At 54.9% G+C, this 14,290-nt stretch carries 9 protein-coding genes, 1 tRNA gene and 1 pseudogene; 8 read left to right on the plus strand and 3 right to left on the minus strand.

Annotation, left to right across the window (positions count from 1 at the left end):
* Positions 1-33 precede the first annotated feature (33 nt).
* The 8 genes and pseudogenes from R5L00_RS08170 to R5L00_RS15880 all read left to right on the plus strand — a co-directional run bounded on the left by R5L00_RS08170 (position 34) and on the right by R5L00_RS15880 (position 11,193).
* Complete coding sequence (locus R5L00_RS08170) at positions 34-5,886, plus strand: toxin TcdB middle/N-terminal domain-containing protein (RefSeq protein WP_317650561.1); 5,853 nt, start codon at positions 34-36, stop codon at positions 5,884-5,886.
* 149 nt (positions 5,887-6,035) lie between these two features.
* Complete coding sequence (locus tag R5L00_RS08175) at positions 6,036-6,509, plus strand: VOC family protein (protein ID WP_317650562.1); 474 nt, start codon at positions 6,036-6,038, stop codon at positions 6,507-6,509.
* Between the two features lie 99 nt (positions 6,510-6,608).
* Positions 6,609-7,376, plus strand: a complete 768-nt coding sequence (locus R5L00_RS08180) for a Mut7-C RNAse domain-containing protein (protein ID WP_317650563.1) — start codon at positions 6,609-6,611, stop codon at positions 7,374-7,376.
* Positions 7,377-7,556: 180 nt separating this feature from the next.
* Positions 7,557-7,632: transfer RNA gene (locus R5L00_RS08185), tRNA-Lys, on the plus strand.
* Between the two features lie 776 nt (positions 7,633-8,408).
* Positions 8,409-9,590, plus strand: a complete 1,182-nt coding sequence (locus tag R5L00_RS08190; RefSeq protein ID WP_317650564.1) for a PEP-CTERM sorting domain-containing protein — start codon at positions 8,409-8,411, stop codon at positions 9,588-9,590.
* Positions 9,591-10,199: 609 nt separating this feature from the next.
* Entirely contained in the window at positions 10,200-10,463 is a 264-nt protein-coding gene (locus tag R5L00_RS08195) for a helix-turn-helix transcriptional regulator (RefSeq protein ID WP_317650566.1), read from the plus strand.
* A 23-nt stretch (positions 10,464-10,486) separates the two neighbouring features.
* Positions 10,487-11,011 (plus strand): annotated as a pseudogene (locus R5L00_RS15875) (hypothetical protein); the annotation flags it as partial.
* Positions 11,012-11,121: 110 nt separating this feature from the next.
* A complete protein-coding gene (locus R5L00_RS15880; protein ID WP_411555615.1) occupies positions 11,122-11,193 on the plus strand; it encodes a hypothetical protein in 72 nt (23 codons plus the stop codon).
* On the opposite strand, the gene R5L00_RS08200 is transcribed toward R5L00_RS15880, so the two are convergent.
* From R5L00_RS08200 to R5L00_RS08210, 3 genes are all read right to left on the minus strand, one after another.
* Positions 11,176-12,135: a site-specific DNA-methyltransferase gene (locus R5L00_RS08200; RefSeq protein WP_317650568.1), complete on the minus strand. Its 960-nt coding sequence runs from the start codon at positions 12,133-12,135 to the stop codon at positions 11,176-11,178. The two genes, R5L00_RS15880 and R5L00_RS08200, sit on opposite strands and share 18 nt — an antisense overlap.
* Before the next feature lie 553 nt (positions 12,136-12,688).
* The gene (locus tag R5L00_RS08205; protein ID WP_317650570.1) at positions 12,689-13,174 is read right to left on the minus strand and encodes a hypothetical protein; all 486 of its coding nucleotides are present in this window, start codon (positions 13,172-13,174) and stop codon (positions 12,689-12,691) included.
* Positions 13,175-14,013: 839 nt separating this feature from the next.
* Positions 14,014-14,253 (minus strand): helix-turn-helix domain-containing protein, encoded by a 240-nt coding sequence (locus R5L00_RS08210; RefSeq protein ID WP_317650573.1) that lies wholly within the window; start codon positions 14,251-14,253, stop codon positions 14,014-14,016.
* Positions 14,254-14,290 lie beyond the last annotated feature (37 nt).

A 14,290-nucleotide genomic window follows, 5' to 3' on the forward strand; every position in this document is an offset into this window, starting at 1 on the left:
GCGGCATTAAACGTGAAAGGGGGAGGGTAGGCGATGGCAAAGGAAAGTGGTGTCGGCGAAAACAGCCGCGCGCGCTTCGGCGGCGCGGCGGCGGTGCGCTCGCTGGGCGATTCATTCCAGCCGAACCTGGCGATGGGGGGCGGCAGCTACAAGATTCCGATTGAGTTGCCCTCCGGGCCCAGCGGACTTGCGCCTCAACTGGAGCTGGTCTACGACACCGGTGCCGGCAATGGTATTTTCGGGCTCGGCTGGTCCTTGTCGCTTCCCTTTATCGAGCGGCGCAGGCCGCGCGCCTTCATGGCGGAGGGCGAACCGGAATACAGCCTGGGCGGCGCAATGCCGCTGGTTAAAACCGATGCCGGCGATTTCGTGCCTTCCGTATCTCAGCAGTTGCAGCGCTTTGCGCTGAACGGAAACGCATGGCACAGCCGCACCCTCGCACTGGTCGATCTGCATTTCGGCAGCTCAGCCGCCTCGCGGGTGGAGGTCAGCGGCGGGGACTTGCTGCGGACACAGCGGTGGCATGTCGAACGCATGGTGTTTCCCGGTGGACGCGAGATCAACATCGAGTACCTGCGGGACGGGAACCAGCTTTATCCTCGCACTATCCGCTGGAGCGTATTCCGCCTGGAATTCATCTATCAAAACCGGCCCGATCCCTGGTCGCAATTCGACGCCGGTTTCGAAATACGCACCAGCCAGCGATGCGTGCGCATCGAACTGCACCAGGACCGCTTGCCCGACACGCTGACGCGGGTTGTCGCCTTTGAATACGAGAGCGCGGCATACACCCGCGCCTCTCTGCTGAGGCGGGTCGAACTCACTGGTCTGAGACGTCGCAACGGTGCCATCGAAACCGCGGCTCTACCGCCGCTCACCTTCGCCTATACCACCTTCAGCCCGCAGGCCCGCCGTATCGAACGCTTCCGCAGCACGGTGGTGCCGCCGCCGCCGCTGGGCGAGGATGTTACGCTGGTCGATCTGGGTGGGACCGCCCTGCCTTCCGCATTGCGACTCGACGCGCAAGGCGGCACGTATTGGGAAAACCGCGGCGACTTGACGTGGGGACCCCCACAGCCGTTGCGTTCCCTGCCGGCGGGGATCGCGCTATCCGATCCGGGCGTCCGTTTTGCGGACATGGAAGGGCGCGGCAATGCCGATCTGGTTGTCGGTCGCGATCATGGCGGCGGTTATTATCCCAATCGTCCGGGGGAAGGCTTTATCCGCAAAAGGAATGTGCCGCTGGCACCGAGCTTCGACCTGACCGAAGATGATGGCCACCTGCTTGATCTCGACGGCGACCGCGTCAGTGATTTCCTGACCTTCCGCAACGGCACGCCGATTGCCTTCTTCAACCGGCGGGGAGACTCATGGAGCGCCCCGGTGGTGCTTGCTGATAGCGGATTGCCGAGCCTTGCGGGGCTGAGCCGGCGTGTGCGTCTTGCCGACATGAACGGCGACGGACAAAGCGATGTCGTGCTGTTGCAGTCGCGGCAGATCCAGTACTGGCCATATCTTGGCAATGGTAAATGGGGTGCGGTGCGCACCATGGCGGACACCCCCGACTTCGGCGGGGCACTCATCGAACGCGATATATTTATTGCCGACGTCAACAGCGACGGCGCAGCTGATCTGATCGTGGTGGGCAATTCGGAAGTGCGCGTATATTTGAACCGTGCAGGAGAAGGCTATTCCGAACCCATTGTGCTCGCGCGCACACCGCGTGCCGGTTTCGACCGCGTGCTGCTGGCCGACATGAAAGGTTCGGGCACCGCGGGGTTGCTGTTTACTTCGCTAGCCGGGCAGGGCGGGCGCGCGCAGTACTGGTTTCTCGATCTGCTCGACGGAGTCAAGCCGCATCTGTTGGCGGGCATCGACAACGGCAGCGGATTGGTCACTGAAGTGCAATACAGCACCTCGGCGTTCGAGCGCACCCGCGACTTGACCGAAGGCCGGCGCTGGACCGGATATCTGCCGTTCGTAGTGCCCGTGGTCAAGCAGTTGCGCCTGCATGACCAGGTGACAGGTGAATTATCGGTCAGCGAATTCCGCTATCACGACGGCCATTTTGACGGCATCGCGCGCGAGTACCTGGGTTTTGCCGAGGTCGATTCCACCCGCACGAATGGTCCGCAAGAGCAGCCCGTCAGGCAACGGCTTTATTATCACACCCGCCACACTACCGCGCTCGACCCGGCATTTACTGCCGGCCGCGGCCAGCCCCATCGTACCGAAACCTTGGACCCCATCAGCGGCGATTTGCTGCAGTTCGAGCATTCAGTGTGGACCGCCGTTCAGGTGGCTGGAACAACATCGGATGTACCAGCGCATCTGGCGCTGGAAACCCAGCGTAGAAGCGAGCGCCTGCATCTGGGGACGGCCTACGAGAGCGAGCAGGCCGATTTCACCTTCGACCCGGTCGGCAATACCTTGAGCGAGACGCGGCATAGTGTGTGGAGGAACAGTAGCGACGCCGAACAGGTGGACCAGCTCCGGATTGAAACCAGCTATGCCGTTCACCCGGTGCACGGCCTTACCAATTTCCGCGCACGCATGCGCAAGCTCGACGGGAATGGCGCGCTATTGAAGGAAATCCGCTTTCACTACGACGGCGAATCATTCGTGGGTCTGCCGCTGGGCCAGGTGGAAAATGGTTTCAAAGTGCGCCAGAGCGAAGTCGCGCTTACCCAGCGCGAGATCGATGCGGCTTACGCGGGTGCGCCGCCCGCGCTACTGGCGAGCCTGTATCGCATTGAGACCGATCCCGAGTTCGGCACAATCTATATTCGCGATATCGGCCGGGCGCGCGTGGATGCTTTCGGGAACGAAGTGGAAACCTTCGACGCGCGGGGCATGAACCGCAGCATGATTCTGGATGCCGCCGCGATCCATCCGGTATCGTTCAGCGAAGACGGCGGCGCCGCGCGCGAGGTGCAAATCGATCCCATCGCCCAGCAGGTTTCGCGAATCGAAGATCTTAACGGGCTCGATACCATAACCGAGTTCGACGCGCTCGGTAACGCGATAGCGGTCTATAAGCGCGGCGCCCTGCCCGGTCTGCCAACCGAGCAATACGAGTTCGTACGCAATTCGGTGCCCAACGCGGTCATTCAGCGCGTTCGCGTCAACGCGAATGACGCCGAGCCGGGGTACCACAAGATCGATTATCTCGATGGATGCGGCCGACGCGCGCAGACGAAGCTGCTGGCCGAAGGCGGGCGCTGGGCGGTGGGCAAGCAGGAGCTTCACTCGATCCAGGGTAAACGCTTGCGCGTCCGGGACGCCTACTTTTCCTCGCAGCCTGAGTACGACGCTTCTCCGCCGGAAGGTATCGTGATCAGCGAAACGCATTACGATACGCGCGGCCGTGTGGCGCGCGAGCGGCTTTTCAACGGTCGCTGGACCTTGCATCGCTATCGGCGCAATCGCGTGGAATTCTTTGGCCCGGATGCGGCCGCCGCTCTGGCGCTCGATCCTGGTACCGTGCCCACTCGGGAAAGCGTCCTGGACGCCGGAGCCCAGGTGCGCTCCATCATTGAGCGCGACGGTGCAGCCCGCTTCGAGCAGCGGCGCGATTATGACGCGCTGCGGCGCTTGGTGCGTATCACCGACCCGCTCGGTAATGCCGTGATGGAAAAAGTGTATGACCTGTGGGGCAATCGCATCCTCATCGCGGCCGCCGATGCCGGCGCTACCACTTTCATATTCGACGGCGGGAGTCATGAAGTGCAGCGCACCGACGCGGATGGGCGGGTTTTGTTATCGCCGCGTGACGTGCGCGGCCGTATTATCGAACTGCGCGATGGCGCAAGCCAGGCTGTGCTGGAGCGCTACGAATACGACACAGGCCCCGGCGTCAATTTGCAAGGCCGGCTGGCGCGAGTCAGCGGAGATTTCGGTAGTGTTGCATACAGCTACACCGCCGAGGGGCAGGCAACTACCATAACCCGCACCGTAAACGGGGTGCCGGGCACGTTCGAGACCCGCTTCGAGTACAACGGGCAGCGCCAGGTTACACGCGTCGTCTATCCCGACGGCGGCAGCGTCGACTACAAGCATTCAGCATCGGGGATGTTGCAATCCATACCCGATTATATCGATGCAATCGACTATGGCCCGACCGGCTTGCGCGAGCGCATCAGGTTCGCCAATGGTCTGGAGACACGGCGCCGCTATACGCCGGGCGATTATCTGATCCACGAAGTGAGCACAGAGCAGGCCGGCGGCGGCCATCGCTATCAGCATCTGGCATACGAACTGGATGCAGTGGGTCAGGCCCTGCGCGTCGATGACCTATCCACGGTCCCCGGAAAGGTGCGGCTCAACCAGGTCTATAAGTACGATTCGCGCAACCGGCTCACGCATGCGAGCGGCAGCGTCTCCGGGTTCGACTTCACGTACGAATACGACGTGGTTGGCAATCTGCTGCGCAATGATGAAATCGACACACGCTTTGAATACCGGAACGGCGTGGGCGACAGTGCCGGACCGAACCGGCTGGTGCGGCGCTTGAGTTCGACCAATCCGGAATACGAGTATGACGCCTCGGGAAACCTGACGCGAGACCCCGAAATGGGTACCCTGCATTATGACAGTCGCCACCGCCTCATGCGTGTGGACCGGCTCGATGGTTCGACCGTCGAATACGTGTACGATCACAACGACCGGCGCGTGCTGACACGCACCGCGCGGGACGGCGAGACGCACATGCGGTTGGAGATCGAAGGCCTATATCTGATCGACGACGGGAACGCGTCCCGCGTAGTGTTTGACGAAGACCGCCGGCTGGCGGTAGTGCCGGCGGCTGGCGATCCGCTGATTCACCATTTCGATCGTCTGGGCAATGTCAACGTGTTGTCCAATGGCCGTACTGGCGCTTTCGTTGGACACGACGAATATACGCCCTATGGCAGGCTCTTCATCTCCATGGTAATTCAGCCGGCCTTCACATTTCAGGGCGGGCGCTTTTCGGACGGGCTGGAACTGGTACTGCTGGGCGCTAGGCACTATCGGCCTGCGCTCGGCCGGTTTCTTACCATTGATCCCTACCTCCTTATCAACCAGGATAAAATCCCGCCGCTCCTTGCCGCAGCCAACCTCTATATATTTGCTTATTGCAGCCCGGTCAATTTTACAGACCCCACTGGCGAGATTGCGCCGCTGGTCATCGCCATCATTGTCGCGGCAATCGTCGGCGCCATAATTGGCGGGATAGGGGCTGGGGTCAACGGCGCGCGCACCTGGGATGAATGGTTGCTTTGGATTGTCGGGGGAGCGATAGGCGGGGTACTGACGGTCCTGTTCTGGTATGGAATCCTGATCTGGGCAGGCGTTGCCGCTGCCACGGCTGCAATCGCGGCGGCGGTAATTACCCTTGGCGTTTCGATTCTGGGCTTGTTCACCCCACTAATGGACGAATCCGACAGTGGGGTGGCTTGGGCATTCAGTTGGGCCATCAAGCTTATCAAATCGCCGGTATTCACTATCATCGGTCTGTTCGTGGTGGCGGGCCTTGCTATTTCCGGCAAGAGGGTCGATTTCCGCCGCGGCGCGCTGTTCGTGGAAGTCGGCGCGGGCACCGGGGGGTTGACGCTGGGTGCGATCGTTTATACCCAAAGCGGCAACTTCGACTCGAATGGAAACGTGCGCGACGATGTGGCAAGGCACGAGGCTTATCACACGCGCGAGGTTGCGGCCCTGGGGGAATGGGGATTTTATGTGACGTATATTACCTTCGGCTCCGTTTTTGCCTGGGCTACAGGCGGCGAATGGAACGCCCTCGACAACCGGGGATGCGGCAATCCGTTCGAAAAACATGCCTACACTTATTACAACCCATGGGTTGGCGGGCCAAGCGCGAACGAAGTTTCGGCGGGTCAATGCTGAGTTCAGAGTCTCTTGCCGACTGATCAACTAATCGAGGAGCGTTACGCTTTGATTGTATTTCTTGGAACAGAAGGGAATGAGTCCCGCACCTCAGCCGCTCAGTACCTCGTGAGTGAGCCCGCCAACATTCCCATAACGATGAGTCCGGAATGATAAAGCCCCCCTACTACCATATTGGAATACTCGTCCTTAATCATGAAGAAGCTATCGAGCACTACGCGAATTTGCTGGATGTCACATTTACGGAGCCGACGGATACCGTATTGTGCATCGAAAATCCGTTAACGCAACAAACTGAAAACCTCAAGGTGGTCGCTGCGTATTCAAGGACCCGTCCGCCTTATCTGGAATTGATTCAGGCAGGGGGAAACGGCATATTTTCTGAAAAAAATGCCGGGCAGATTCTCTACTTCGGGATTTGGGAGTCAGACCTGGAAGGCAGGATCAAAAAGCTGAAGGAGCAAGGGACCGGCATAGATGCGCTAATACGACCGGCGTGTGGTAAACCGCCGACGGCTGTCATCACCGCCCCTGATAAGATGGGTATACGTATGGAATACTTGAGCACTTCGCTACGGCTTGCAACCGAAGCATGGGTTATCACGGGCAAGTATCCGCTTTAAAAAATACCAACCTTAACCCGTTCGCGGAAAGAGCAGTTTATAAATTGCCCGCTTTAGCGCTCCAAAGTGCGCCTTTGCCAAAAAGTGCGATATTTTGCGATGGTCACCGCAACGTTTCGTTTTTACGAGGAGCTGAACGAGTTCCTGGCGCCAGAACGGCGCAGGCACGAGTTCGCCTGCTCTTGTGCTCGCGCAGCGACAACAAAGCACATGATCGAGGCACTGGGCGTGCCTCATACCGAGGTTGAATTGGTGCTGGTCAATGGCGAGTCGGTAGGGTTTGACCGCTTAGTGGAGCATGGCGACCGCGTGGCCGTCTTTCCCAGGTTCGAGATGATCGACGTTACCCCCGTGTTGAGGGTGCGTGAACACCCCTTGCGGGTAACGCATTTTCTCGCCGACGCTCACTTGGGCGGGCTTGCACACCTGTTGCGCATGGCCGGCTTTGACACCCTCTACGACAACAACTTTCAGGATAGCGAGATCGAAATAATCGCGGCGCGCGACAGTCGCATCGTACTCACGCGCGACCGGGAATTGCTCAAACGACGCTCGATCACCCACGGCTGCTTCGTCCATACATTAAAGCCCCCCCAACAGCTATGCGAAATATTCGACCGGCTGGATCTCGCGGGCAGTGTCCGGCCTTTCACCTTATGCCTGCATTGCAACGCTCCGTTGCGCCCGATTGAGAAGGCGCAAGCGCTGAGTCGTTTACCTCCTTCCGTACGCGAGCGCTTCGATCACTTCAGCACTTGCGACCTCTGTCAGCGCGTTTTCTGGGAAGGGTCGCATTGGCACCGCATGCGGGCGATGCTGGACACATGTATCGATCAAACATCCGGTCAAAATACAGGCGATAGTTAGTGAAGGCAGAACAGCTCCGATGAGCAAGGTGAACCATTACGAATGGGCGCTCATTTGCACCACCTTTCCATTCGAATTTCGGCCCAGATGTGGTAGCATTTAAACCAAGGGCGAAACGCAGAGGCAGGGATTTGACCTTTGTTTTGTTGTCCAGTAAAAACTTCCGGTTTCTTTCAAATCGGGTCGTTAGCTCAGCTGGTAGAGCAGCGGACTCTTAATCCGTAGGTCGAGCGTTCGAATCGCTCACGACCCACCAAAAACAAAGGCTTAGCGTCTAAGTTACCCCTTTTTCAGCTTTCCGGGTAACACAGGGGTAACTCTACCCTCGAATTTTCATAGAAGTGTTTGGCTCGTTGCACGATAGTGTGAGAGACGGGGCGGCGGTAGTGGGGGTATCCCTAGTCTGCGAAAGACCTCCTCCCCCATGACGTAGGTACCCCACGTACTAACCTTTCCCAAAATTTGCAAAAAAATTTTTGGCTCGATAGTAAAAATCTTTTTCTTGGCAGAAACGAGGCCGGGGGCTATTTCCGGCAGGGCGGGGCGGCACTAAGGTATCCCCTGCGTACGCGCTTGATGCACGACTCCCTAATACACGCTCTCACTGCTCTCAATAACTAAAACTGACAAGGGTTGCAAAGATGGGGTAACTCTACGCTACAAGGATGCCTCTACAGCTAGCGCTACCGAGGGGTGGCATCGACGATCTTTTTCCGGCAATACCCAAGCCTACCCCAAGAATTTAAATCGCTCTAGCAGCGACTTATTGATTAATTTTTAAGCGCCTTCTCCCTCCGCTTCTTCCTTTAGCAATAGCAATAAACAAAGATGGGGTACAGCTTGTCAGGGCTTTATCAGCAGGCCGCGTTACGGGTAAGGGTAGCTCGCGCGGTGGTTGGACGACCTGATAGGCATCCTGCATTTCGTGCCCCTTGATAATTCAAACCCTTAATCTATCCTTTACGAAGGAGCCTTGCTTTTTGACAGCTTGGCAGTCCCGCTCTTTTGTCGAGAAAATCGAGAAGGATCATCATGAAAATCATCCGTGGCTTCAAAGTCCGTGGCTTTATCCTCGCTGCAGCATTTTCTGCTGGTCTGGGTTTCGCCACCAGCGCCTCCGCACAACAACAACCACAGTCATACCTCATCGACCTCAACAGCAAGACAGTAACCGAACTTGGCACTTTAGGTGGTAATTACAGCGCGGCTTTAGGCATCAACGACGCCGGGCGGGTGGTGGGTTGGTCTCTCACGGCTGGACCCGGCAACCATGCTTTCATCACCGGCCCTAACGGGATGGGCATGAGAGACCTTGGCACCTTAGGTGGTAGTGGTACTGACAGCTATGCCCTGGGCATCAACGACGCCGGCCACGTGGCGGGTTGGACTGACACGGTTGATGGCGGCACCTTCCATGCTTTCATCACCGGCCCCGATGGGATGGGCATGAGAGACCTTGGCACTTTAGGCGGTGCTCACAGCATTGCTAATGGCATCAACGACGCCGGGCAGGTGGCGGGTTATTCTTTCACGGCTGGAGAGGTCTACTACCATGCTTTCATCACCGGCCCCGGTGGGATGGGCATTAGAGACCTTGGCACTTTAGGCGGTGCTCACAGCATTGCTTATGGCATCAACGACGCCGGGCAGGTGGCGGGTCAGTCTTACACGGCTGGAGGCACTGAACATGCTTTCATCACCGGCCCCGATGGGATGGGCATGAGAGACCTTGGCACTTTGGGCGGTACTTCCAGCGGTGCTCATGGCATTAACGACGCCGGGCAGGTGGCGGGTCGTTCTACCACGACTGGACACCTCTTCCATACACATGCTTTCATCACCGGCCCCGATGGGATGGGCATGAGAGACCTTGGCACTTTGGGCGGTACTGGCAGCAGTGTTGCAAATGGCATCAACGACGCGGGGCAGGTGGTTGGTTATTCTCACACGGCTGGAGGCGACACCCATGCTTTCATCACCGGCCCTAACGGGGCAGGCATGATGGATCTCAATTCGCTGGTCGATCTGCCGGCTGGAGCGATTCTACAAACAGCCTACGGCATCAATGATACTGGGCAAGTGGTAGCCGTTGGAACCATCCCGGAACCGGAGATCTATGCGCTCTTTCTTGCAGGCCTGGCCCTGATCGGATTTGTGGCGCGGCGAAGGAAGATGGGTGGGGAAGCTTCTAGCCTGGGGGAGGCCTGTAGTTGAGGTAAAGACACGTTCGCGCTTTAAAGCCCGCTAAGCCGCTTTAAATAGGTTAGAACAAAACGCCTTAGCTGCTAAAAAATAGGCCGGGGGCTTGGTCGGCAGATGGGGGTGGCATGTAAGGTATCCCCTGCGTACGCGCTTGATGCACGACTCCCTAATACACGCTCTCACTGCTCTCAATAACTAAAACTGACAAGGGTTGCAAAGATGGGGTAACTCTACGCTACAAGGATGCCTCTACAGCTAGCGCTACCGAGGGGTGGCATCGACGATCTTTTTCCGGCAATACCCAAGCCTACCCTAATGGAATGCAATCGCCCTAGGAGCGGTTTACTGCTTAATTATTAAGCATTCTCCCCGTCCTCGTTCTGTTTGCATCTAGTCGGTAAATGGCACGGTGAAGCCAATACCCATACTCAGCCATAGGTGTACTTCAGTCCAATTGTTTGCTCAGCAATCATGGGTCCGACCTCTACCCCTTAGTTTCTAATGCATGCTAATAAAAATGCCGAAATTAGGAGCCGCTACTTCTAGTCTGTCGACTCATCGTCATCAATATTTGACAATTACGACCCGTTGTACCGTTAAATCATTCGTCAATGTTGGATTATGGCTAAGCAGCCAAGTCATTCTCTTCGCTACATTCTGGCAGAAAACGTAAGAAACTTTCGGATAGCCGAGGGCTATTCTCAAGAAAAATTGGCTGAATTAAGCGGGCTCCATCGCACTTATATCGGTTCAATTGAGCGGCAAGAGAGAAATGTCACACTAACGACCTTGGAAACGCTGGCTAGTACCTTGGGTGTCAGTGTTGTTCACCTGTTAAGCCCCGGCGCGGGTCATGCGTGTAGTGATGATGAAAGCAAGGCATGAGCGAAGAAGAGCTACAGCGCCTCATGGCCGTTATAAAGACGTTAACTCCTGGACAACAAAAACGGATCAGTGCGATTGCACTTGCGTTCGATATTCCCCGGAAATTTTCACGGTTGGTTGACTCGGATATTGTGAGCCAAGACGTGCTGGTCAATTTTGGAGATTGCTTGCAAGACCATCATGCAAACAGTTACCAAGCCCTGAGTAAAGATCGATTTGAATATGCCTTTGAGCGTGCTCTAAAGGAATCCGGTATATCTGCAGAGCTAGTTAAAAGCCGTACGAATAGAGAACACGATATCACCATCGGGGGAATACCCGTTGGCCTCAAAACCGAGGCAGCACATAATATCCGTGAGGACACTATACACGTCAGTAAATGGATGGAGCTTGGCAAAGGGCCGTGGGTCTTGCACGCACTCCGAGACCTATTTCTAGAGCACATGCAAAGTTATAGTCGCATCTTTACCCTACGTTGTTTAAGGTCGAGTCCGGCTGAGATAAGGTATGAGCTTGTTGAGATTCCCAAGGCGCTTTTGTTGGAAGCGGAAAACTGTTCGCTTGTGGTTATGGAGGCCAGTAGCCAAAACCCAAAGCCGGGCTATGGAAATCCAAGTTTTCATTATATTTTGACGGCGGGTCAGAGCGAAAACTTCAGATTAAAGGGCTTCGAAAGGATTTATGTACGGTCCACGGTACTTGGGCATTACGCTCAACGGCACTTGGATAAACGTTTACGTGCCAGCTCGGCATACTCGGCATTTAGCTCGATACCGACACACTCGCGACCAAGTTCGTTGCAAACCACGCCTGTCGTGCCAGACCCAAAGAATGGATCGAGTATTCTGCCGTCTTGACGAGAGCCTGCCGCAATGCAAAGCCGAGCAAGGGCGCGGGGAAACACGGCAAAGTGACTTCCTGGATACGGCTCCGTATGGATGTTCCACACAGTGCGCCTATTCTTTTTCCCTTGTATCGAATTAAGCGCTGCTTCCATAATTGCATCCTGGTCGTAATAATATCTCTCGGATTTTGTGAGCAAGAATATGTATTCATGGGATCGCGTTGGGCGATCTTTTACACTTTCAGGCTGACAGTTCGGCTTATTCCATATAATGTCACTACGTAAATACCAACCATCAGCCTGTAGGGCGAAAGCCACTCGCCACGGCACCCCAATTAAATCTTTTGGCTTGAGGCCGACCGGCGTTGCGGCTCTGTAACTCATTGCTCGCCCTTTATTCTTGCTGTCGGCACCCCGCCATGTCCTTCCGCCCGAGGTATAGCTATCCCCAATATTTAGCCAAAAGGTGCCATCGACGGCTAATGTCCTCCGAACCTCACGGAACAAACGCACAAGAGAAGCAACATATTCCTCAACCGTATCTTCTGCTCCCAGCTGACTCGCTATACCGTAATCGCGAAGGCCCCAATAAGGTGGAGACGTCACAACACTAGCAAAGTGCTCATCGGGAAAATCCCGGAGAATACGATACGCATCACCTTCTAGTATTTGGCAGCGATTTTGATTACTCCTAACCAGCGTGCTATCACGATTCTTATCCTTCGGCTCAAGCAAATCTAGGTTCCAATTTTGGGGGTGAGTGTCCCCCCTTGGTTCGACCAGATCAGTGATATTTGCGAAGGCTGTCATCAAATCTATTTTGTTCATTGCCATCACTATTTGTTATACGAGCATAACGGAATCGTGGTTCAGTTAGCATACACGTTTGTCCGAACGGCGAAACGCGAAACGCCCCGGTGAGAGGAAGTCTTGCTCTTATAGTGCATTAGAGGTTTGTACTACAGTTTAATTATAAAGTTTCCGAAGATTTATTGCTAAATTAGCAATAAGATCACTATTTGGCGTCAAAGCAAAACGCTCGGCAGGAATTCCCAAGCGAAGTTTAACTATTTCTTCCATAAGCCAAAATTCAAAGAATCACTCAGCAGGTGATTTCAGGTTAAGTAGCCTGATAGAACTTTTAGCCCCTGGCACACTGAAACTCGTCAAATCTAACATTGCCCCGTAATAAAGGGTGATATGTCACCACTGGCAAAACTCTATCGCTGCTTGGGCACAGACGCACTAGGCCATAGATGAGCGAGACTTGGCTAATTGCGCTTCGCGCACACGCGCGTGTGGAGGGTTCTATTGAGTTGAATATAAAACAGGAGCGTACCGTCACTCTAGAGTTTGGGCACGGCTCCTGTTAAGTCAGTAATCAGAAAGGAATCAGATCATCTGTGGATTGACTATAGTTCTCATATTGGGTTATCCATTGCTCGTTATCGCTATCAGCTAAATCTTCCTTATATCGCGGCTCGTCTCTTTTCCTTTCACGTCTATTCATTTCGTTTCCACTCTTCTCTCCTCTAGACCCCATCGAAACCCTATCAAGGGGGTTAATAGGGGGGCTATCACTATCTAAACGTTTTTCCCATCTGTTTGTTGCTCCTCTTCTGCCACCCCGAGACATTTTTCCTCTTTGCTCCTCAAGTTTAGTTCGATATCGTTCAAGCTCAGGACTTGTTATCTCGCTTTTATCCGTTTTGAAGAATGATAAAACGCGTTCGGTTAGAGCAGCTTCAATTGAGTCCTTCGCAAATCCCAGCCACTTACCGATGGATTGGGGATCAGAAGGGAGAGAGCGATTGACCCAGCACTCGCATAGAATTGAAATGAATAAGCCCCTTTCTTCAAGGCTCATGCTCCGGTACCGCTTATCAGCCATCGTGTCACTCGCGTAAAACTGGAAGGCGGGTGCAGTTTTAGTTATTTCTTGCATTGTTGTCCTTTAACAAATTGAAGGTAACAGGCATAGGTGAATGAGTTTTAATTGTCGCAATAGCCAAGTTCAGATTTGCCCCTCCTGGCTCAAGCTCAGGCACCGATCTTCCTTATATGTTGACCTAGCGCGTACGCGTGTGAGTCGTTCTCGATCTTCCGGCTTTAAAGGTGCCAGCCAGAAACCGTCGCTTGTTTTGCCGAAATGCTGCGCTAGCATTTCATCTGGGCTTAAACATCGACGGCTACCGTCAAACTTGCCTGTTCGATGTTTGTCAAAGGCCGTACTCGAATTGAAGTAAGCCAAGCAGGACGGACATTGGTTTCTATCTCCACTTAATCTCGGCCCACAAATGCCATTCTGAGCAGCCGGTAGGGGGTGTATAGGGGTATACGGGCCATCGGCAATACCTTTCCCTATCCCTCGCATCGTTACGGACTCATACGCCCCGCTAGCGCCAGAGTTCGTTTCAAATACTTCGGTCTTTTTTCGTCCAGTTCGGGCAAGTCGCGAATTAGTCATTGATGACTTTTCAATTTCTTTGCGTATGAGCCTCGATCCCGCAATTACTTTTGGGGCTAAGATTTCTAACTCTTGGTAAATATGAGCTACCTCAGCATTCTCGAAATTGGCTTTAGCGTCCTTCTTATAAAATTCCCTCAAGTAGTAACAGACTGGATCGCCTTTGATGTGTGAGCCAGCACGATCAAGCGGACAATAAGCGGCAGAACAAGTATCCCATTGCGGACAGTCTTTCGCCCTCATGACAGTCCTCCTTCATGAATAGTCGACACACCAACAGTGCGTTGGGCTAGAAACGCGTCTAACGCGCTTTTTCGGTATTTAACCAGTCGCCCTATTTTTATGTAGGGAATGGGATATCTTCGGGTACAGCGCCAAACAGAAATGGTGCCTTCGGTTACGCCTAGATAAGCCGCAGCTTCGGGAGTGGAAAGGAGGGGATCAAACGAGTGGTGCTTAACTGTGTTTTGTTTATCCAACGTATAGCTCCATCAAAACCAAGTACTCGGGATGAGT

This window comes from Nitrosospira sp. Is2, from assembly GCF_033095785.1.
Lineage (GTDB): Bacteria > Pseudomonadota > Gammaproteobacteria > Burkholderiales > Nitrosomonadaceae > Nitrosospira.